Below are 19,129 nucleotides of genomic sequence, written 5' to 3' on the forward strand. Positions count from 1 at the left end.
GCTGATAATTGGCGAGATTTATGGATTTCGCCCAATATTTAACCTGAATCCGGGGGCTGATGGCTGGTTTCGCATCGCCAATCTGCCGAAATGCCCTCGAATCTCTGCCGAATCCGCCGGAAACAGGTCGGATCGGTCAGGACTCTGTCCGCCGCGGGGATGCGGCGGCACAGATTTGCCTCTTGCGTCTAGATACTTTCCATTTCAATATTTTTCAGGAATCCGGCCCCATCCCTCACAGAGCTTTCCGGCCGGAGCCCCAGCTTTCGGAGATCCGCCATGCCCGCGCCAGCCCCCTTCAAGGTCGCCTCGATCCAGTTCGAACCGACGATGTTCGCGAAGGAGGCGAACATCGCCGCGCTTGCCCGGATGTGCCGCGAGGCGGCGCAGGGCGGGGCGCGGCTGATCGTGACGCCCGAGATGGGGACGACCGGCTATTGCTGGTACGACCGCGCCGAGGTCGCCTCGGAGGTCGAGACCATCCCCGGCCCGACGACCGAACGCTTCCGCGAGATCGCCGCGGCGCATGACTGCTATATCGTCGTGGGGATGCCCGAGGTCGATCCGGTCACCGACCTCTATTACAACAGCGCCGCGCTGATCGGGCCCGAGGGGGTGATCGGCACGCACCGCAAGTCACACCCCTATATCTCGGAACCGAAATGGGCGGCCTCGGGCGACATCGCGCATCAGGTCTTCGACACGCCGATCGGGCGGATCGCGATCCTGATCTGCATGGACCTGCATTTCTTCGAGACGGTGCGGCTTGAAACCCTCGCCGGCGCCGATGTGATCTGCCACATCTCGAACTGGCTGGCCGAGCGCACCCCCGCGCCCTACTGGATCACCCGCGCCTTCGAGAACGGCTGCTATGTGGTCGAGGCGAACCGCTGGGGGCTCGAGCGCACGGTGCAGTTCTCGGGCGGCAGCTGCATCATCGGCCCCGATGGCCGCGTCGAGGCGCAGGTCGATGCCGGCGACGCGATCGTCACCGGCCTGATCGACCCGGCCCGCGCCCGTGTCGGCCGGGTGCTGGGCGAGCCGGTCTTCGAGATGCGCCGCCCGGCGCTCTACAAGACGCTGATGACGAACAGTTTCACGTGGAACTCCCTCGATTACTTCCGGCTTTACGGCTATCAGCCGCTGCCCGGGGCCGGGGCCTCGACGCTTGCCGTCGCGCAATTCGCCCCCGGTGACGACAGCGCCGCGAACCTTGCCCACATCGAGGCTTTCGCCGCCGAGGCGCAGGCCGCGGGGGCGGCGCTGCTGGTGCTGCCCGAGCTTGCGCTGACCGGCCCCCGCGACCCGGCGGCACGCGCCGAGCCCGTCGAGGGCGCGCTGATCGACCGCTTCACCCGGATCGCGATGCGGCACCGGCTGCACATCGTCACGGGCTTTGCCGAGCGGGCGGGCGCGCGGCTTTACAACGCGGTGGTGCTGGCCGGCCCCGAGGGACGGGTGGGGGTCTATCGCAAGATCCACCTTTCGCAGGCGGATCTTGACTGGGCCACGGCAGGCGATGACTGGGCGGTGTTCGATCTGCCCTTCGGCCGGCTCGGGCTGCTCACCGGCACCGATGCGCTGCTGCCCGAAAGCGTGCGGGTGCTGGCGCTTGCAGGCTGCGACATCGTCGCCTGCCCCGCCGCGCTGCCGCCCGGCTTCACCGGCGCCCATGCCGGCACCGCGATCCCGCACAACTTCCCGATCCCGAAGGCGGCCGATCCCTGGCACTGGCACGCGCTGCGCACCCGCAGCGGCGAGAACAACCTGCATCTGGTCTTCGCGAATGTGCCGGGCGCCGGAAACCCGGGGGCGAGCGGCATCTTCGGCGCCGACACCTTCGCCTTCCCACGGCAGGAAAGCGCGATCCTCGAGGGCGAGGGGCTGGCGACGCTGGCGATCGACCTGACGAATGCCGACACGCCCTATCCCTCGACCGTGGTGCGGCGCAAGGATCTGGTCACCATGCGCCTGCCACACCACTACCTGCCGCTGGTGCTGGACGGCAGCCTCAGACCCTGAGCGCGCCGGTCTGCGTCATCCCCGCGGCCATGTAGCCGCCGTCGACGGTCAGCACGACGCCGTTGACATAGCCTGCCCCCGCCGAGGCGAGATAGGCCGCCGCCTCGGCGATGTCGGCGGGCAGGCCACGGCGCCGCGCCGGCACCATGTCGAGCACCCGCGCCCAGGTCTCCTCGCTGTAGGCGCCCATGGTCATCGGCGTCTCGATCACCCCGGGCGCGATCGCGTTCGCGGTCACGCCGAGCGGGCCGAGTTCCAGCGCAAGTTGCCGCGTGAGGCCGATGATCGCCGCTTTCGAGGTGCCATAGGCGGCGCGCCCGACCCCCGCCCGCATCCCCGAGATCGAGGCGATGTTGACGATCCGGCCATGGCCGCGCGCCGCCATGCCGCGCCCGGCGCGCTGGCTGCACAGGAAGGTGCCGGTGACGTTGACCGCCATCACCTTGTGCCAGCTTTCCGGCGCAAGGCCGAGCAGCGGCTCGACGATCAGCAGCCCGGCGCTGTTGACGAGAATGTCGATACCGCCAAGCTCTGCCTCGGCACGGTCGAAGGCCGCCTCGATCGCCGCCGGGTCGGCGACGTCGAGCGCCAGCCCGACCGCCACGCCGCCCTGCGCGCGGATCTCGGCGGCGACGGCCTGCGCCGCCTTTGCCCGCAGGTCGGTCACCGCGATCGCCACCCCCCGCCGGGCCAGTTCCAGCGCCGCGGCGCGACCGATGCCCGAGCCCGCGCCGGTCAGCAGGGCCACCTCTTGCCGATTGCCCATCTCTTACCTCCCCATCATCGTGTCGGGCAGCCAGGTGGTGATGACCGGGATGAAGAACAGGATCAGCACCGTCACCATCTCCATCGCGATGAACCACAGCGCGCCGCGGAACACGTCGGACAGCGGCGTGTCGCGGTCGATGCCGGCGATGACGAAGCAGTTCAGCCCGACCGGCGGGGTGATGAGGCCGATCTCGCACATCTTCACGCACAGGATGCCGAACCAGATCGGATCGAAGCCGAGCCCCGTCACCGTCGGGAACATGATCGGCAGGGTGATGACCATCATCGAGAAGGCATCGAGGAACATGCCCAGAGGCACGTAAAGCAGCAGCAGGATGCCGACGACCAGAAGCGGCGGCACGCCGCTGCCGACGATCGCCTCGGCCACCGCCTGCGGCACCTGGGCGAGGGTCAGGAAATAGCTGAAGATGCCCGCCCCGATCATCGTGAACAGCACCATCACCGTGGTCGTGGTGGTCGAGCGGAAGCTTTCCTGCAGCCGTCCGCCCAGCCCCCGGCGCCCCTCGCGCGAGAACACCAGCATCAGGAAGGCCGCAAGCGCACCGATCGCCCCCGCCTCGGTCGGGGTGACGAGGCCGAGATAGATCCCGCCGAGCACGATCACGAACAGCACCAGCACCTGCCAGGCCTGACCGGTGGCGCGCAGCCGCTCGCCCCAGCCGGCGCGCGGGCTGCGCGCGGCGATGTTGTGGCGCGAGACGATCGCGGTGCCCGCCATGAAGACGATCGTCGTCAGGATGCCCGGCACGAAGCCCGCGATCAGCATCTTGCCGGCCGAGACCTCGGTCAGCGCGGCATAGAAGATCAGCAGCACCGAGGGTGGGATCAGCACGCCCAGCACGCCCCCCGCCGCGACCGATCCCGCGGCAAGGCGGGGGTCATAGCCCGCGCGCTTCATCTCGGGGATGGCGACGGCGCCCACCGTCGCCGCGGTGGCGACGGACGAGCCCGAGGTCGCGGCAAAGCCCGCCGAGGTCAGGATCCCCGCCATGGCAAGCCCACCCGGCAGGTGTCCCACCCACTTGTTCGCGACATGGAACAGCCGCCGCCCGACCTGCGCCTGATGCGCGAAGGCACCCATCAGGATGAACAGCGGGATGACCGTCAGCGAATAATTCGCGGCCGAGGAGAAGGGCAGCGATTTCAGCCGGCTGAGCAGGAAGGACAGGTCCTCGCTCATGATGATGCCGAAGGCGCCCGAGAGTGCCAGCGCGGCAAAGACCGGCGTGCCGATCGCCAGCAGCACGAAGATCAGCCCGACGGCCAGAAGTGTAATCAGTGTGATGTCCATGACATGTCCCATGCGACCCCGCCGCGCCGGGATGGCGCGGGCGGGACGGGTGAGGGGGGCGGACCGGAGACCGGTCCGCCGGCTCAGTGGGAGGCGCTCTCGCGCGGGTCGGGGGCGATCCGGCCGGTGGCGATCATCGCCGCGTGGACCAGCGCCTGCAGCGCCGCGAACCACAGGCCGAAGGCGGTGGCGATCTTTGCCCACCAGACCGGCACGTGGAAATAGCCCCAGCGGAACTCGCGGATCGAGAAGGAATAGGCGGCCTCCAGCGTCGCCGGCCAGGCCAGCAGCAGGAAGGTCAGCGCCGCCAATATCCAGCCCAGCGCCGCCAGCCCCCGCGACAGGTGCAGCGGCAGGGCGTCGGTCATCAGCGTGACGCGGATGTGGCCGTCATCGACCAGCGTCGCGCCGAGCCCCATGAAGACCACCATCACCATCGACATCTCGGTCATCTCGAAAAGCCCGGGCACGGCGCTGCCGATCAGCGCGCGCGCGACGACATCGACGGTGATCGCCACCATCATGAAGCCGAGGAAGGCGAGCGCCACCCAGGTCAGCCCGTGCGAGACCCGCTCGAGCGCGCGGTTCAGCCGCTCCATTCACAGCTCCGCCGCGATCTCGACCGGGCGGCGCAGCCGGCCGGCGGGGGCGTGCCTGGCGATCGCCGCGTCGATCAGCGCCTGCATCGCGGCGCCGTCGATGCCCGCCGGAGTGGCGACGGTGTCGACCCATTGCTGTGTCTCGGCCGGCTGCACCAGCGCCCGCGCCTTCGCCTTCTCGGCCTCGGGCAGGGATTGCAGCCTTGCCCCCTCGGCCAGCGCCTTCTTCACGTAATCGGTCAGCACCCGGTCATAGATCTCGGTGAACTTTCCGCCATAGAGCTCGTTTTCCAGATCGGTGCAGATCTGCTGGTTCGCGGTCGACAGCCCCTCGAAGACGCCGCGGTTCATCACCGTCACCGCAGGCGCATGGGCGCCGTCGCCGATGTCGTAGAAGTTCGGCGCGATCTCGTGCAGCTTGTAGGCGACGGCGGTGACGAAGTCGAAACCATAGACCCCGTCGAGCACCCCGCGTTCGAGCGCCTGATAGACCTCGCCCGCGGCCATCGGCACGGCAACGCCGCCCAGGCGCTGGATCACGTCGGTGGCGATGCCATAGCCGCGGATCTTCTTGCCCTTGATGTCCTCGATCGAGGTGATCGGCTCGCGCATCACCAGCGGCGCATAGTTCCAGTTCGTCCAGTACAGCACCTTGCAGCGGTGCCGCTCTTCCCATTCCTGACGCAGCGGCGCGAACTGCTCATAGACGTCGCGGCAGACGAGCTGCAGCGTGTCCGCCCGGTCGACCCGGAAATACCATTCGAGCCCGCGCGTCACCGGCACCTCGGCCTGATAGTAGCCGGGCGAGATCAGCGTCATCTCGGAGGTGCCGTCGCGCACCGCGCCCAGATGCTCGCCCACCTTGTTCAGGCTGCCCGCCCAGTAGCGGCGCACCTTGACCTCGCCGCCCGAGCGCTTTTCCAGCTCGTCGAGGAACCAGCGGTCGATCCACGAGGGGCCGGCGGTCTCGGTCACGTAGCTGTCGAACTTGAGCGACGTCGCGGCTGCCGCCGCAAACGGCAGGCCGGACAGCATCCCGGCCCCGGCCAGCGCCCCGCTCGTGCGCAGGAAATCACGTCTTTTCATGGTTTCTCCTCCCTTTGTCCGGGCTCCTCCTGCCCGGGATGTGTCAGATCTGCGCGCCGGCGCGCAGTTCGGTCTTCAGGATCTTGCCGTAGCCGTTCTTCGGCAGATCGGGCACGAAGACATAGCGCTTCGGCCGCTTGAACGAGGCGATGTGCTGGCGCACCCAGCTGTCGAGTTCGGCCTCCTCGGCACTGCGGCCCGGCTCGAACACGACATAGGCCACCACCTGCTCGCCCCAGTCGGGTTCGGGCTCGCCGATCACCGCCACCTCGAACACCGCCTCGTGGCGCAGCAGCGCCTCCTCGACCTCGCGCGGATAGATGTTGGTGCCGCCCGAGATGATGACGTCCTTCGAGCGGTCGGTGAGATAGAGGAACCCGTCCTCGTCGAGATGGCCGAGATCGCCGGTGTGGAGCCAGCCGCCGCGCAATGTCTCGTCGCTCGCCGCCGGGTTCTGCCAATAACCCTGCATCACCGTCGGACCCTGCACGCAGATCTCGCCGGTCTGGCCGGGCGGCAGGGGCTCGCCCTCGGGCGACAGGATCGCCACGGTCGCGGCACCGGCCGCGATCCCGACCGAGCTGCGCCGCGCCCGCCAGCGCGGGTGGCCCTGATCGGCGACAAGGGCGCGCGGCAGAACCGAGATCGTCATCGGGCTTTCGCCCTGACCATAGATCTGCACGAAGCGCGGCCCGAACAGCTCGAGCGCCTCGTCGATGTCATTGGCATACATCGGCCCGCCGCCATAGATGATGGTGCGGATGCCCGCGCCGTCATAGCCAAGCGGGCGCGCCGCGGCGACCAGCCGCTTGACCATCGTCGGCGCCGCGAAGAACACCAGGTTGCCGCGGCTTTCAGCGAGCGCGATGATCTCGGCCGCGTCGAAGCCGCGCGAGGCCGGGACCAGATGCGCGCCGCCCGCGCGGATCTGCGCGAACATGTAAAGCCCCGCGCCATGCGACATCGGCGCGGCGTAAAGCATGTGATCCTCGGGCCGCGGCCCGTCGACGTCGAGCGTATAGCACAGCGTCATCTGCCGCAGGTTCTCGTGGCTGAGCATCACCCCCTTGGGCTTGCCGGTGGTGCCCGAGGTGTAGAAGAGCCAGGCCAGATCACCCGCCGCCGCCGGACGCGGCGGGGTCAGCTGATCGCCCTTCGGCACCGCGGCCGAGATCGCCTCCTCGGCCAGGCCCGGGAAAAGCGTGCCCTTGTCGGTGACGACCAGCGCCGCGCCCGAATTGCGCACGATCCATTCCGCCTCGGACGGGTGCAGCTTGCAGTTCACCGGCACGACGACCGCGCCGATCCACCAGCAGGCATGCAGCCATTCGATGTATTCGGGCGCGTTCTTGGCAAAGATCGCCACCCGGTCGCCCGGGCCGATGCCATGCGCCGCGCCCAGATGCCGGGCCCGGTCGCAGACCGCGCGCAGCAGGCTTGCATAGCTGTGCCGCAGGCTGTCGCCCTGGAACACGGCAGGACGGGTCGGCCAGGCATGGGCCGTCTGGTAAAGCCAGCTCGCGATGTTCATTCAGAGGCCCGCCGCCTGCAGCACCGTGGCATAGTTCGCCACCGCGGCGCCGCCCATGTTGAAGGTCAGGCCCCATTCGGCCCCCGGCCGCTGCATCGCGCCCGCCTGTCCGGTCAGCTGCCGGAACGCCAGCGCATGCATCGACACACCGGTGGCGCCAACCGGATGGCCCTTGGCCTTCAGCCCGCCCGACAGGTTCACCGGCAACGCGCCCTCGGGCATCACCGCGCCCTCCTCGATCGCGCGCGCGCCCTGCCCCTTCGCAGCCAGCCCCATCGCCTCGTAGATCAGCAGCTCGGCCGGGGTGAAGCAGTCATGCACCTCGGCGAAGTCGAGATCACCGACCGTGATCCCTGCCGCGGCATAGGCCGCGCGGATCGCGCGTTCCGGCCCCTCGAAGGCGATGAAGTCGCGCCGGCTCATCGGCAGGTAATCCGACACATGCTCGGCCGCGGCGATGCGGACGCGGCGGGCCGATTGCGGATCGGCGGTCAGCACCACGGCCGCGGCGCCATCCGAAACGAGCGAGCAATCCGACAGCCGCAGCGGCGGCGCGATCAGCGGGTTCTTCTCGCTGACCTCGCGGCAGAACTCATAGGACATCGCCTTGTGCATCTGCGCGAGCGGATTGTTCAGCGCATTGGCGTGGTTCTTCGCCGCGATCCGGGCCATCGCGTCCATCGGGTCGCCGTAACGCTCGGCATAGGCCTGCGCCGCCACGGCGAAGACCTGCGGGAAGCTCAGCGCCGCCTCGGCCGGGTCGTTCTGGTAACCGGCGCCGGCCAGCGCGGTGGTCACATCGGGCGTCGAGCGGTGGGTCATCTTCTCGGCGCCCACCACCAGCACCGTGCGCGCCCGCCCGGCACGGATCATGTTCAGCCCGGCATGGATCGCCGCCGCGCCCGAGGCACAGGCGTTCTCGCAGCGCGCCGCCGGCTTGAAGCGCAGCGCCGGATGCGCCTGATGGATCAGCGACGAGGCGAAACCGTCCGGCACCAGCCCCGAGTTGAAATGGCCCAGATAGACCGCGTCGATCGTGGCCGGGTCGATCTCGGCCTCGGCGATCGCCTCGCGTGCCGCCTCGACGATCAGCTCCTCGAGCGTCTCGGTCAGCCGTCCAAAGCGGGTGTGACCGCTGCCGGTGATATAGATGGATGTCATGTCGATGTCCTCCCGCTGTCACTTTCGTCGCCGGGAGGGCTGGTGCACATCCGCGAAACTACGTAGATAAATACGTATAAACCACGTAGATGCAGGTGCGGCATGGACTATGCGGAACTTCCCGAGGCGGTGCAGAACCTGACCGGCTTCATGGATGCGCCGGTGGCGATCATGGTGATGTCTGACCGCCGCATCCTGCGGGTGAACACCGAGACCGAGCTGCTGTTCGGCTGGAACCGCGCCGAGCTCGAGGGCCAGTCGATCCGCGTGCTCTATCCCTCGAGTGTCGATTACGAGAAGACCGGCGACCGCTGGCACCGCTGGCTGGCGAGCCGGCCGCGCTATGAGGACGAGCGCTTCATGCAGCGCCGCGACGGCGAGATCGTCTGGATGCGGGCGCGCGGGCGCACCCTGACGCCGACCGACCCGTTCCGCCTGATGGTCTGGACCTTCGAGCCGCTGAAGGAGCGCGCCCCCGATGCCGCGACGCTGACGCCGAAGGAGCGCGAGGTCGCGCGCCACATCGTCAATGGTCACACCAGCAAGGAAGCCGGTCAGGCGATGGGGATCTCGCCGCGCACGGTCGAGGTGCACCGCGCCGCGATCCTGCGCAAGCTTGGCGTGCGTAACGCGGCCGAGCTTGCGGCGAAGATGATCGTCGCGCGCTGATCCCGCCCCATCGGCTCGTGCAGCGCCACACCGGTCGGCAGATGGCATGTCAGGGTCGTGCCCGACCGCGGCGCCCCGATGCGCGGGAGGCCCGGTGCGGTCTCGGGGGTCAGGGCGATCCGATCTGCTGAAGAAGGGTGAGGAACGCCTCGCGTTCGGTGCGGAGATCATGGCGAAGGCCGATTTCCCGCCCCTTGCGGCGCAAGGCTTCGGCAAGCGCCGGATTGCGCAGCACCTCCTCGACCGCCGCCGCAAGCGGCCCGGGGGCCGGCACGGGCATCAGGGCCGTTTCGCGGTCGATGCAGAACGAGCGATTGCCACCGCAGTCCGGGCAGATCACCGGAAGCCCGAGGGCCATCGCCTCGAGGGCGGGGAGATAGAACCCCTCCTCAGGCAGCGGCAGCAACACCGCGACGCGCGCGCGTGCCATTTCCGCAAGGAAGTCGCCGCGCGGCAGATGCTGGATCTGACAGGTGACGCTGTAACCCTGCGCCCGCAGGTGCGCCGCGAGCTCCGCGGCAAGTTTGGGCTGCTTCGAACCGCTGATGAAGACATCGCACTCGGCGGGGCCATCGCCGGCGGGCAGCAAGCCGAAGTCAATTCCATTCGGAATGACATGGATGGGGCCGTTGCAGGCCTCCGTTGCCTTGAGCGCCTGCGCCACCTCGGCGCTGACGCAGATTCGGGTGGCCCGGCGCCCGAGGAAGGCGAAAAGCGGGCTCTCCGGCACCACATGCCGCAAGCCCTGCACGAGATTGATCACCGGGATGCGGTCTTCGATGCCCGGACAGGCGTCAAGCGCCGCCCAGTCCGTGCCCGCAATGAACAGGATGTCGGCGTGCATCGGATCGTAGCGTTCGACGAGACCGGGGGCGTCAAGCCAGGGGTGATCGGCAGCTCCGTTCGGTGCCAGGTAGATTTCCGCCTGATATCGACCGGAATGCCGGATGTGTTCGAAATAGTCCCAGACCTTGAGATGCCCCCCCGAGAAGTGCCGATACTCTCGGTGAAACAGAACGCGCATGGGAAATCGAGGCCACCTTTGGCTTTGCAGCACAGGCCCCTTCGTCGCACAGCGTCACAGGCTGTGTCAAACCCGCCGACCTGAGCGAACAGGCCAAAGCCCCCCCGTCCGCCCTCCGGGATTGCCCGAAGGCCCGGCACGATCCCGTCGCGGAAGGGGGTCACAACACCTCGCCACCGTCGATCACCAGCGCCAACCCGGTGACGAAGGATGATCGCGGCGATGCCAGATAGACGATGCCGTCGGCAATTTCTTCGGGCGAGGCCCAGCGGCCCATCGGAATGGTCTCGGCGACATATCCCTCCAAGGCGTTGCGCCCGCCCATCTGGCTTTCGAACCCGGCGTTGAAGGGCGTATCGACGAAGCCCGGGCACAGCGCATTGAAGCGGATGTTGTCGCGCGCGTAATCCGCCGCCATCTGCCGTGTCATTGCCACCGCCGCGTGTTTCGTCGTGGCGTAAGAGATCATGCCGCGGTCGTATTGGCAGCCCGAGTTCGACGCCGTGATGATCACCGAACCGCCACCCTGCGCCCGCATGGGCCCGACCGCCGCCTTCGCGATGACGAAATGCGCCCGCACGTTCAGCGCCCAGGCCAGATCCATCTGCTGAGCCGTGACATCCTCGAGCCGGCCGGGGATCTGGATCCCGGCATGGGAATGCACGACATCCAGTCGACCGTGCCGGGCAACGGTGGCCGCGACCATTGCTTCGATTGCGGCATCGTCGCGGGCATCCAGCGCATGTGCCTCGGCCCGCGCGCCAATCATCGCGGCGGTTTCGGCGGCCAGATCCGCGCGCAGGTCCGTCACGACGACATGGGCGCCCTCGCGCGCCATGGCGATGGCGCCCGCGCGCCCGATCCCCGAGCCCGCGCCGGTGACAAGGGCAATCCGCCCCTCAAGACAAGCTGACATGGTTCCCCCTTATGCGGCCGGTTTGCCCCGGCGCAGCGTGAATTGCGCGACGATCAGCAGGAGCAGTGAGACGGCCATCACCATCGTGCCGATGGCATTGATCTCGGGCGTCACCCCGCGTCGGATCGACGAGAAGATGTAGATGGGCAGCGTGGTCTCGGCCCCTGCGACGAAGAAGGCGATGATGAAGTCATCGAAGCTGAAGGTGAAACTCAGCAGGAAACCGGCAAAGACCGCAGGCGCCAGCAGAGGCAGCGTCACCTGCCGGAAGGTTGCCACCGGCCCGGCGCCAAGGTCCGAAGACGCCTCGATCAGCGCCCGGTCCATGCCCTCGATCCGGGCGCGGACCAGAATGATCACGAGCGACATGGTGAACAGCACATGCGCCCCCACCAGCGAGCCGAAGCCCAGCGACAGCCGCCAGCCGGTCACCGCCTGCAACCAGGGGTTCACCATATCGAACACCGTGACCAGGGCGATCAGCGTGGCGATGCCGATCACGATGCCGGGGATCATCACCGCGATGTAGATCATCGCGTCGAAGACCACCCGCAGCCGCCCCTTCAGCCCTGTCAGCGCCAGCGCGGCCATGGTTCCGAACAGGCAGGACAGCACAGCCGAGGTCAGCGCCACCGAGGCCGAGGTCTTCAGCGCGTCGATGACGAAGGGGTTGCCAAGCGCCTTGGCATACCAGCCGGTCGAAAACCCCTGCATCTGGCTGGCCGACCGCCCGGCCGAGAAGCTGAACAACGCGATGATGCCGATCGGCAGATAGAGAAAGGCATAGACCGCCAGCGCATAGATCCGCATCACATCAGCCCCACGTCATCACGCGCCGCTCCGATACGTTTCAGGAAGCGCATGTACAGCGTCACCACCACCAGCATGACCGCCACCAGCGTCACCGACATGGCCGAGCCGAAGGCCCAGTTGCGGGATTGCAGGAACAGGTCGACCAGCGCATTGCCGACAAAGAACACCTTGCCGCCGCCCAGCATCTGCGGGATCAGGTATTCCCCCATCAGCAGGATGAAGACCAGCATCGAGCCCGTCGCCACTCCGGGCAGCGAGTGGGGCAACGTCACTTGCAGAAAGCTGCGCCATGGCGGTGCGCCCAGATCGCTGGCCGCCTCCAGCAACCGCCGGTCCAGCTTTTCCAGGCTGACATAGATCGGGAAGAACATCAGCGGCAGATAGCCATAAACGATGCCCACCAGCACCGCGAAAGGCGTGTTGATCAGCCGCCAGTCGCCCAGCCCCAGATCCGCCAGCAGCGCCGGGATCCCCCGCCCGCCCAGAAGAAAGATCCACGCATAGGAGCGGATCAGGATCGAGGTCCAGAACGGCACGATCACCAGCACGATCAGCAGCGTGCGCCAGCGCGGGCCGACGCGCACCGCGAGGAAATAGGCCAGAGGGTAGGCGATCAGCAATGCCGCGACCGTCCCGAGTGGCGCCAGCATCAGCGTGTTCTTGAACGCCGTCCAGCGCGTGGCGAGATTGGCGTATTGCGCCAGGGTGAAGGCGGGCTGATAGCCACCCGCCGCCCCCCGCTCGCCGAAGGAATAGATCAGCACCACCGCCAGCGGCAGCACCAGCAGCATGGCATACCACAGGCCCGCCGGCCCCAGCAGCAGCCATCGCGCCTGTCGGTTCGAGAGCGCCATCCCCTGCCCGTCCTATGCCGCCTTGAACCGCGCCATGATCTCGGCCCGGTTGGGATCGGTCAGCGTCACCGCCGCGCCGAATTCCAGCGCGGACAGAAGCTCGGCTGCCGGATGCAGGATCGGATCATTGCGCATGTCTTCGGGCATCAGCGCTTCGACGCGGCTGTCCGGCACCGGATAGCCGTGGAACAGCGCTTCCTTGGCGTTGACCTGCGGGTCGAGCAGGAAGTTCAGCAGCGCATAGGCCCCCTCACGGTTCGGAGCGCTGGTCGGAATGGTATAGAAATCCGACCAGATCTCGCCGCCCTCTTTCCCCAGGGCGTAGTGGATTTCGGGCATGTCGCGGTTCAACTGCTTGCCGTCGCCGGTCCAGCACATGGTCAACCAGGCGTCGCCGTTGCGCATCGCCGGTTGATAGTCCGAGGTGATCGCGAACAGGTGCGGCTTCACCTCGATCAGCAGCTTCTCGGCTTCGGCCAGTTCCGTCGGATCGACCGAGTTGAAGGAATAGCCGAAATATTTCAGCGCATTGCCGATCGCGGTCAATTGATAGTCATGGATGATGGTCCGGCCCGAGAAATCGGTGCGGGTGATGTCGAAGAACCCCTTCCAGCTGTCCAGCGGTTGCGCCGCCCGGGTGCTGTCGAAGGCCATGCCGGTGGTGCCCCAGAGCTTAGGGATCGCGTAGAGCTTGCCATCCACGGTGCCGGGCCCGGCAAAGCGGGCCTCGAAGGCCGACGCGTCGTAATTGGGCAGCTTCGACAGGTCCAGCGGCTCGATCATTTTCGCGCCGACATAGGTGCTGATCGTGTAGTTGGTGGCGACCACCACATCCCAGCCCGCACCGCCTGCCTGCAACTTGGCGAACATCTCCTCGTTCGAGCCGAAGACATTGATCTGCACCGCCGCGCCGGTCTTGTCCCGGAAAGCGGCCAGATTGTCGGGATCATCGTAATTCGGCCAGGTCGCCATGGACACCCGGTCGCCGATGCCCTGCGCAAAGCCCCGCATCGGCATGGCGCCGGCCAGCACCGCCGTCGCGGCGCCAAGGCCGGTCACGCCCAGAAAATGCCGACGCGAGACCGAGCCCTTGTGATAGCGGCGCAGTTCGCGCATGAAATCCGTCTTGTTCATCTTTTTCATTCCCTGTTGTGTTCAGTCATCGGTCAGGACCTGACCCAGGCCGCGGCCCCAAAGAACGTGGAACGTCGCGCCCACATCCGCGCCGGACAGCATTCTTTCGGCTTGCCTCGGCACCATCACCTGAAGCGAACCCAAGAACGGATGCGTCAGCAGGAATTCGATATGTTCACCCAAGAAGATCCGGTTCGTGATCACGGCCGGGATGGAGGGCGTGCCCTCGACCGGCTGCGGTGCAAGGCTCAGGCTCTCGGGGCGGATCGAAATCTCGACCGCCGCACCGGGCGCCACCTCGGCCGCAGCGACCTCGACCCGATCGCCCGAAGCGAGCGTGACCATCGTGTGGCCGTCCGCCACGCCCATCACGGTCGCAGGCAGGATATTGGCGCGGCCGATGAAACTCGCGACATAGCGGTTTGCGGGCCGGTCATAAAGCTCCCTCGGCGTGCCGATCTGGGCGATGCGGCCCTTGCCCATCAGGCAGATCCGGTCCGACATCGACATCGCCTCCTGCTGGTCATGCGTCACCAGCACGAAGGTGATTCCCAACTGGCGTTGCAGGTTCAGCAACTCGATCTGCATCTCGGTGCGCAGCTTGGCGTCCAGCGCGGCCATCGGCTCGTCGAGGAGCAGGATCTGGGGTTCATTGACGAGGGCGCGGGCCAGCGCGACGCGCTGTTGCTGACCGCCTGACATCTGCCATGTCCGCCGCGGCCCGAAATCACTCAGCCGCACCGTGTCCAGCGCCTTGGCGACGCGGGCCGCGATGTCATCGCGCGCCATGCGGGGGCGGCGTTGACGCAGGCCATAGGCCACGTTCTCGGCCACGGTCATGTGCGGGAACAGGGCATAGCTTTGGAACACCATGTTCACCGGTCGGCGATAAGGCGGCATGGCGCCGACCTCGACCCCGTCGATCAGGATGCTGCCGTCACTGGGCGTCTCAAAGCCTGCCAGCATCCGCAAGGCGGTGGTTTTGCCACAGCCCGAGGGCCCCAGAAAGGACAGGAACTCGCCCCGGCGGATCGCCAGATTCAACCCGTCCGCGGCAAGCACCGTGCCATAGCGCTTGGTCGTGCCGATGAATTCGGCCACCGCATCTCTGCGGGGCACGGTCGCATATGTCATGTGGCGTTCTTTCCCTGTTGGGCTTGCCTCTTACGGACTATACCCTGATTGGATAAAATGATAAAAAATCATTCATTGGCTGTATATACCATAAAAGGCATAGGCGAGGGGAAAATGTAATGGACTGGAATAAGGCTTCGGCCGAGGCGATCGTCGCCCTGCACAGTGACGGCTTTGCCCTGGCCCTGGTTGCCGCCATCCGCAGCGTTGTGCCCTTTGAACACAGCGTGACTTTCGCCTATTGCGGCGACCGTCGTCCGATCGCACTGCACGCCGATTTTCCGGGCTGGAAGTACAAGGTCATGGTCGAGGATTACCAGGCCGGCCCCTATCTTCTGGACCCATTCTACCTGCATTGCGCAGATGAGCCCGCCCCCCGGCTGGTGCGCTTGCGCGACCTTGCACCTGACCGGTTCTATCAGGGCGAATATTTCCGAAATTACTACGTGCAGACGGAGCTGGCAGAGGAGATCGGCTTCATGCTGCCGGTCGGGCGCGCGGTGCATGTGGTGATTTCGGCGATGCGGGCCAGCCGTGCCTTCACCGCACGCGAGTTTCGCGAACTGGGCGCCATCGTTCCGGTGGTGGGGGCCCTGGCTGCGCATCACTGGGCCGATCTGGCCAACCGCTTCTCGGCTCAGACGCTCGCCCCCGATGGTCAGCGCTTGCCGAGCCTGATCGATGCGGCTTTTCACAGTCTGGGCGCGAATCTGCTGACCCCTCGCGAGATCGAGGTCGTGGAATATACGTTGAAGGGCCATTCCGCCGACGCGACGGGACTCGCGCTTGGCATTTCACCTGGGACTGTGCGCATTCACCGCCGCAACATCTATGCCAAGCTGCATATCAGCTCGCAGGGGGAACTGTTCTCACGTTTCATCGCCGCGTTGGGGGATGTGTGAATCCGCGTGCGGAGAGCCCCGACATCGATGCAGCCGATGGCGGCATCCGCGGTTGATTTTTGTGCTGAGTCTTTGGGGTGATGGCGTTTGGACATGCCAAAGCCCCGCTTTGAGGCGGGGCGTAAGCCGTTGATCTGGCTGCAGGATTTATTGGTTGCGGGGGCAGGATTTGAACCTGCGACCTTCAGGTTATGAGCCTGACGAGCTACCGGGCTGCTCCACCCCGCGACGTTTGACCATGTGTTTCATGGTCTGCTTGCCCCTCGGGCTTTTTGAGCTTTTGGGGTTTTGGATCGTTATGAGAGAACGTTGGCTTCTTGCTAGGTTTGGCGGTGACCTACTCTCCCACGTCTTAAGACGCAGTACCATTGGCGTGTTGGCCCTTAACGGCCGAGTTCGGGATGGGATCGGGTGTTTAGCCAGCGCTATGACCACCAAACCGAGGAAGAAGCCATCATGTCCAAGTCAGGTATAACCTTTTGTGTATACTTGCTTTTGATCTTGAGCCTTGCTGCTACTGGATCAAATCAAGCCAATCGGGCAATTAGTACCGGTCAACTGAACGCGTTACCGCGCTTACATCTCCGGCCTATCGACGTGGTGGTCTTCCACGGCCCTCAAGGGATACCTAGTTTCTGGGGGGGCTTCACGCTTAGATGCCTTCAGCGTTTATCCTGTCCGATCATAGCTACCCAGCACTGCCGTTGGCACGACAACTGGTCCACCAGTGGATCGTTCACCCCGGTCCTCTCGTACTAGGGGCAACTCCCATCAAGTATCCTACACCCACGGCAGATAGGGACCGAACTGTCTCACGACGTTCTAAACCCAGCTCACGTACCTCTTTAAATGGCGAACAGCCATACCCTTGGGACCTGCTCCAGCCCCAGGATGAGATGAGCCGACATCGAGGTGCCAAACGATGCCGTCGATATGGACTCTTGGGCATCATCAGCCTGTTATCCCCAGAGTACCTTTTATCCGTTGAGCGATGGCCCTCCCACTTGGGACCACCGGATCACTATGGCCGACTTTCGTCTCTGCTCGACTTGTCAGTCTTGCAGTCAGGCTGGCTTCTGCCATTGCACTCAACGACCGATTTCCGACCGGTCTGAGCCAACCTTCGCGCGCCTCCGTTACGATTTGGGAGGCGACCGCCCCAGTCAAACTCCCCACCATGCAGGGTCCCGGACCCGGATAACGGGCCGCGGTTAGACATCAAGAGTGCGAAGGGTGGTATCTCAAGGGAGGCTCCACGGTGACTGGCGTCGCCGCTTCAAAGCCTACCACCTATCCTGCACATCACAATCCTGATGCCAGTGCAAAGCTAGAGTAAAGGTTCATGGGGTCTTTCCGTCTAACCGCGGGTAGTGTGCATCTTGACACACAGTTCAATTTCGCTGAGTCCACGTTTGAGACAGCGGGGAGATCGTTACGCCATTCGTGCAGGTCGGAACTTACCCGACAAGGAATTTCGCTACCTTAGGACCGTTATAGTTACGGCCGCCGTTTACTGGGGCTTCAATTCGGAGCTTGCACCCCTCCTTTTAACCTTCCAGCACCGGGCAGGCGTCAGACTGTATACGTCGCCTTACGGCTTCGCACAGCCCTGTGTTTTAAGTAAACAGTCGCCACCCCCTAGTTTGTGCCCCCCACCGATACTTGCGTACCAATGGGGCCTCCTTCTCGCGAACTTACGGAGGCATTTTGCCGAGTTCCTTAAACGTGGTTCTCTCAAGCGCCTTGGTATTCTCTACCAGTCCACCTGTGTCGGTTTCGGGTACGATCTTAAAGTGGGGCTATTTCCAGGAACCTCTAAGCAGCCCGATCAATCCGATAAGATCGAACTACCCTCGAGATCCGTCACCACCACATGGCCCAGGAATATTAACCTGGTTCCCATCGACTACGCCTTTCGGCCTCGCCTTAGGGGTCGGCTTACCCTGCTCAGATTAGCTTTAAGCAGGAACCCTTGGACTTTCGGCGAGAGGGTCTCTCACCCTCTTTGTCGCTACTCATGTCAACATTCTCACTTCTGATCACTCCACCGGATCCCTCACAGGCCGGCTTCACAGTCAGAACATTGCCTCCAATAGACCCGCCAAGATTACTTGGGGAGGTCGTAAGGAGGCAGCGTTCTATATCACAGAACGCTCCGCTACCACGCACATCACTGTGCATCCAAAGCTTCGGCTCGTGGCTTGAGCCCCGTTACATCTTCGCCGCAGGACCTCTTGACTAGACCAGTGAGCTGTTACGCTATCTTTAAAGGATGGCTGCTTCTAAGCCAACCTCCTGGTTGTTATGGAAGTCCCACATGCTTTCCCACTTAGCCACGAATTGGGGGCCTTAGCTGTTGGTCAGGGTTGTTTCCCTCTTCACGACGGACGTTAGCACCCGCCGTGTGTCTCCCGGATAGTACTCTTGGGTATTCGGAGTTTACTTAGGCTCAGTAAGTCTGTGGGACCCCATCACCCATGTAGTGCTCTACCCCCCAAGGTATTCGTCCGAGGCGCTACCTAAATAGCTTTCGCGGAGAACCAGCTATCTCCGAGTTTGATTGGCCTTTCACCCCTAGCCACACGTCATCCGGACCCTTTTCAACGGGTGTCGGTTCGGACCTCCAGTTGGTGTTACCCAACCTTCATCCTGCACATGGCTAGATCACTCGGTTTCGGGTCTGATCCCACGAACTCGTCGCCCTTTTAAGACTCGCTTTCGCTGCGCCTACACCTAACGGCTTAAGCTTGCTCGTAAGACCAAGTCGTTGACCCATTATACAAAAGGTACGCCGTCACCGCTCAAGGCGGCTCCGACTGCTTGTAGGCGTCCGGTTTCAGAAACTGTTTCACTCCCCTCGTCGGGGTGCTTTTCACCTTTCCCTCACGGTACTGGTTCGCTATCGGTCAGTAAGGAGTACTTAGCCTTCGAGGGTGGTCCCCCGATCTTCAGACAGGATTTCACGTGTCCCGCCCTACTTAATACGTCCGATCAAACTTCGTGTACGGGGCTGTCACCCATATCGCTGGCCTTTCCAGACCATTCCACTCGTTTTTACGGCTCGGCTGGTCCGCGTTCGCTCGCCACTACTAGCGGAGTATCTATTGATTTCCTTTCCTCCGGGTACTTAGATGTTTCAGTTCCCCGGGTTCGCTCTAAAACCCCTATGTATTCAGGGTTAAAGTACCTGTTTCAGCCCGTTAT

At 64.9% G+C, this 19,129-nt stretch carries 15 protein-coding genes, 1 tRNA gene and 2 rRNA genes (1 of these 18 running past the window's edge); 3 read left to right on the forward strand and 15 right to left on the reverse strand.

The features are described 5' to 3' along the window. The first annotated feature begins 279 nt into the window (after positions 1 to 279). On the forward strand, positions 280 to 2,022 hold the full coding sequence (locus tag AC0QTQ_RS00640; protein WP_480257832.1) for a nitrilase-related carbon-nitrogen hydrolase: 1,743 nt from the start codon (positions 280 to 282) through the stop codon (positions 2,020 to 2,022). On the opposite strand, the gene AC0QTQ_RS00645 is transcribed toward AC0QTQ_RS00640, so the two are convergent. The 6 genes from AC0QTQ_RS00645 to AC0QTQ_RS00670 form a co-directional block, all read right to left on the reverse strand. Further along, positions 2,012 to 2,788 (reverse strand): SDR family NAD(P)-dependent oxidoreductase, encoded by a 777-nt coding sequence (locus tag AC0QTQ_RS00645; RefSeq protein ID WP_480257833.1) that lies wholly within the window; start codon positions 2,786 to 2,788, stop codon positions 2,012 to 2,014. The two genes, AC0QTQ_RS00640 and AC0QTQ_RS00645, sit on opposite strands and share 11 nt — an antisense overlap. A 3-nt stretch (positions 2,789 to 2,791) precedes the next feature. Continuing rightward, the gene (locus tag AC0QTQ_RS00650) at positions 2,792 to 4,102 is read right to left on the reverse strand and encodes a TRAP transporter large permease (protein WP_480257834.1); all 1,311 of its coding nucleotides are present in this window, start codon (positions 4,100 to 4,102) and stop codon (positions 2,792 to 2,794) included. Between the two features lie 83 nt (positions 4,103 to 4,185). Then, positions 4,186 to 4,701: a TRAP transporter small permease gene (locus tag AC0QTQ_RS00655; protein ID WP_480257835.1), complete on the reverse strand. Its 516-nt coding sequence runs from the start codon at positions 4,699 to 4,701 to the stop codon at positions 4,186 to 4,188. Then, the gene (locus AC0QTQ_RS00660) at positions 4,702 to 5,787 is read right to left on the reverse strand and encodes a C4-dicarboxylate TRAP transporter substrate-binding protein (protein ID WP_480257836.1); all 1,086 of its coding nucleotides are present in this window, start codon (positions 5,785 to 5,787) and stop codon (positions 4,702 to 4,704) included. It abuts the gene before it with no gap. Between the two features lie 43 nt (positions 5,788 to 5,830). Next, the gene (locus tag AC0QTQ_RS00665) at positions 5,831 to 7,318 is read right to left on the reverse strand and encodes a class I adenylate-forming enzyme family protein (RefSeq protein WP_480257837.1); all 1,488 of its coding nucleotides are present in this window, start codon (positions 7,316 to 7,318) and stop codon (positions 5,831 to 5,833) included. Then, entirely contained in the window at positions 7,319 to 8,479 is a 1,161-nt protein-coding gene (locus AC0QTQ_RS00670; RefSeq protein WP_480257838.1) for a thiolase domain-containing protein, read from the reverse strand. A gap of 102 nt (positions 8,480 to 8,581) precedes the next feature. Here AC0QTQ_RS00670 and AC0QTQ_RS00675 point away from each other — a divergent pair, with 102 nt between their 5' ends. After that, positions 8,582 to 9,148, forward strand: a complete 567-nt coding sequence (locus AC0QTQ_RS00675; RefSeq protein ID WP_128148814.1) for a LuxR family transcriptional regulator — start codon at positions 8,582 to 8,584, stop codon at positions 9,146 to 9,148. A gap of 109 nt (positions 9,149 to 9,257) precedes the next feature. Here AC0QTQ_RS00675 and AC0QTQ_RS00680 read toward each other — a convergent pair whose 3' ends face one another. The 6 genes from AC0QTQ_RS00680 to AC0QTQ_RS00705 form a co-directional block, all read right to left on the reverse strand. Beyond that, positions 9,258 to 10,172: a glycosyltransferase family 4 protein gene (locus tag AC0QTQ_RS00680; protein WP_480257839.1), complete on the reverse strand. Its 915-nt coding sequence runs from the start codon at positions 10,170 to 10,172 to the stop codon at positions 9,258 to 9,260. 160 nt (positions 10,173 to 10,332) lie between these two features. Then, positions 10,333 to 11,088, reverse strand: coding sequence for an SDR family NAD(P)-dependent oxidoreductase (locus AC0QTQ_RS00685; RefSeq protein ID WP_480257840.1), 756 nt, complete (start codon positions 11,086 to 11,088; stop codon positions 10,333 to 10,335). A gap of 9 nt (positions 11,089 to 11,097) precedes the next feature. Then, positions 11,098 to 11,898 (reverse strand): ABC transporter permease, encoded by an 801-nt coding sequence (locus tag AC0QTQ_RS00690; RefSeq protein WP_480257841.1) that lies wholly within the window; start codon positions 11,896 to 11,898, stop codon positions 11,098 to 11,100. Continuing rightward, complete coding sequence (locus AC0QTQ_RS00695; RefSeq protein ID WP_480257842.1) at positions 11,898 to 12,755, reverse strand: ABC transporter permease; 858 nt, start codon at positions 12,753 to 12,755, stop codon at positions 11,898 to 11,900. Before AC0QTQ_RS00695 ends, AC0QTQ_RS00690 begins: the two co-directional genes overlap by 1 nt. Positions 12,756 to 12,767: 12 nt before the next feature. Further along, on the reverse strand, positions 12,768 to 13,889 hold the full coding sequence (locus tag AC0QTQ_RS00700; protein WP_480257843.1) for an ABC transporter substrate-binding protein: 1,122 nt from the start codon (positions 13,887 to 13,889) through the stop codon (positions 12,768 to 12,770). Positions 13,890 to 13,910: 21 nt separating this feature from the next. After that, positions 13,911 to 15,023 (reverse strand): ABC transporter ATP-binding protein, encoded by a 1,113-nt coding sequence (locus tag AC0QTQ_RS00705; protein ID WP_480257844.1) that lies wholly within the window; start codon positions 15,021 to 15,023, stop codon positions 13,911 to 13,913. A 119-nt stretch (positions 15,024 to 15,142) separates the two neighbouring features. Here AC0QTQ_RS00705 and AC0QTQ_RS00710 point away from each other — a divergent pair, with 119 nt between their 5' ends. Then, entirely contained in the window at positions 15,143 to 15,925 is a 783-nt protein-coding gene (locus tag AC0QTQ_RS00710; RefSeq protein ID WP_480257845.1) for a helix-turn-helix transcriptional regulator, read from the forward strand. A 151-nt stretch (positions 15,926 to 16,076) separates the two neighbouring features. Here the strand turns inward: AC0QTQ_RS00710 and AC0QTQ_RS00715 are convergent. From AC0QTQ_RS00715 to AC0QTQ_RS00725, 3 genes are all read right to left on the reverse strand, one after another. Next, a tRNA-Met gene (locus AC0QTQ_RS00715) sits at positions 16,077 to 16,153 on the reverse strand. Between the two features lie 96 nt (positions 16,154 to 16,249). Then, positions 16,250 to 16,364: ribosomal RNA gene (gene rrf, locus AC0QTQ_RS00720) — 5S ribosomal RNA — on the reverse strand. Positions 16,365 to 16,448: 84 nt separating this feature from the next. Beyond that, positions 16,449 to 19,129, reverse strand: a 23S ribosomal RNA gene (locus AC0QTQ_RS00725); it runs 164 nt beyond the window's last position.

This window comes from Paenirhodobacter sp. YD-8, from assembly GCF_056590935.1.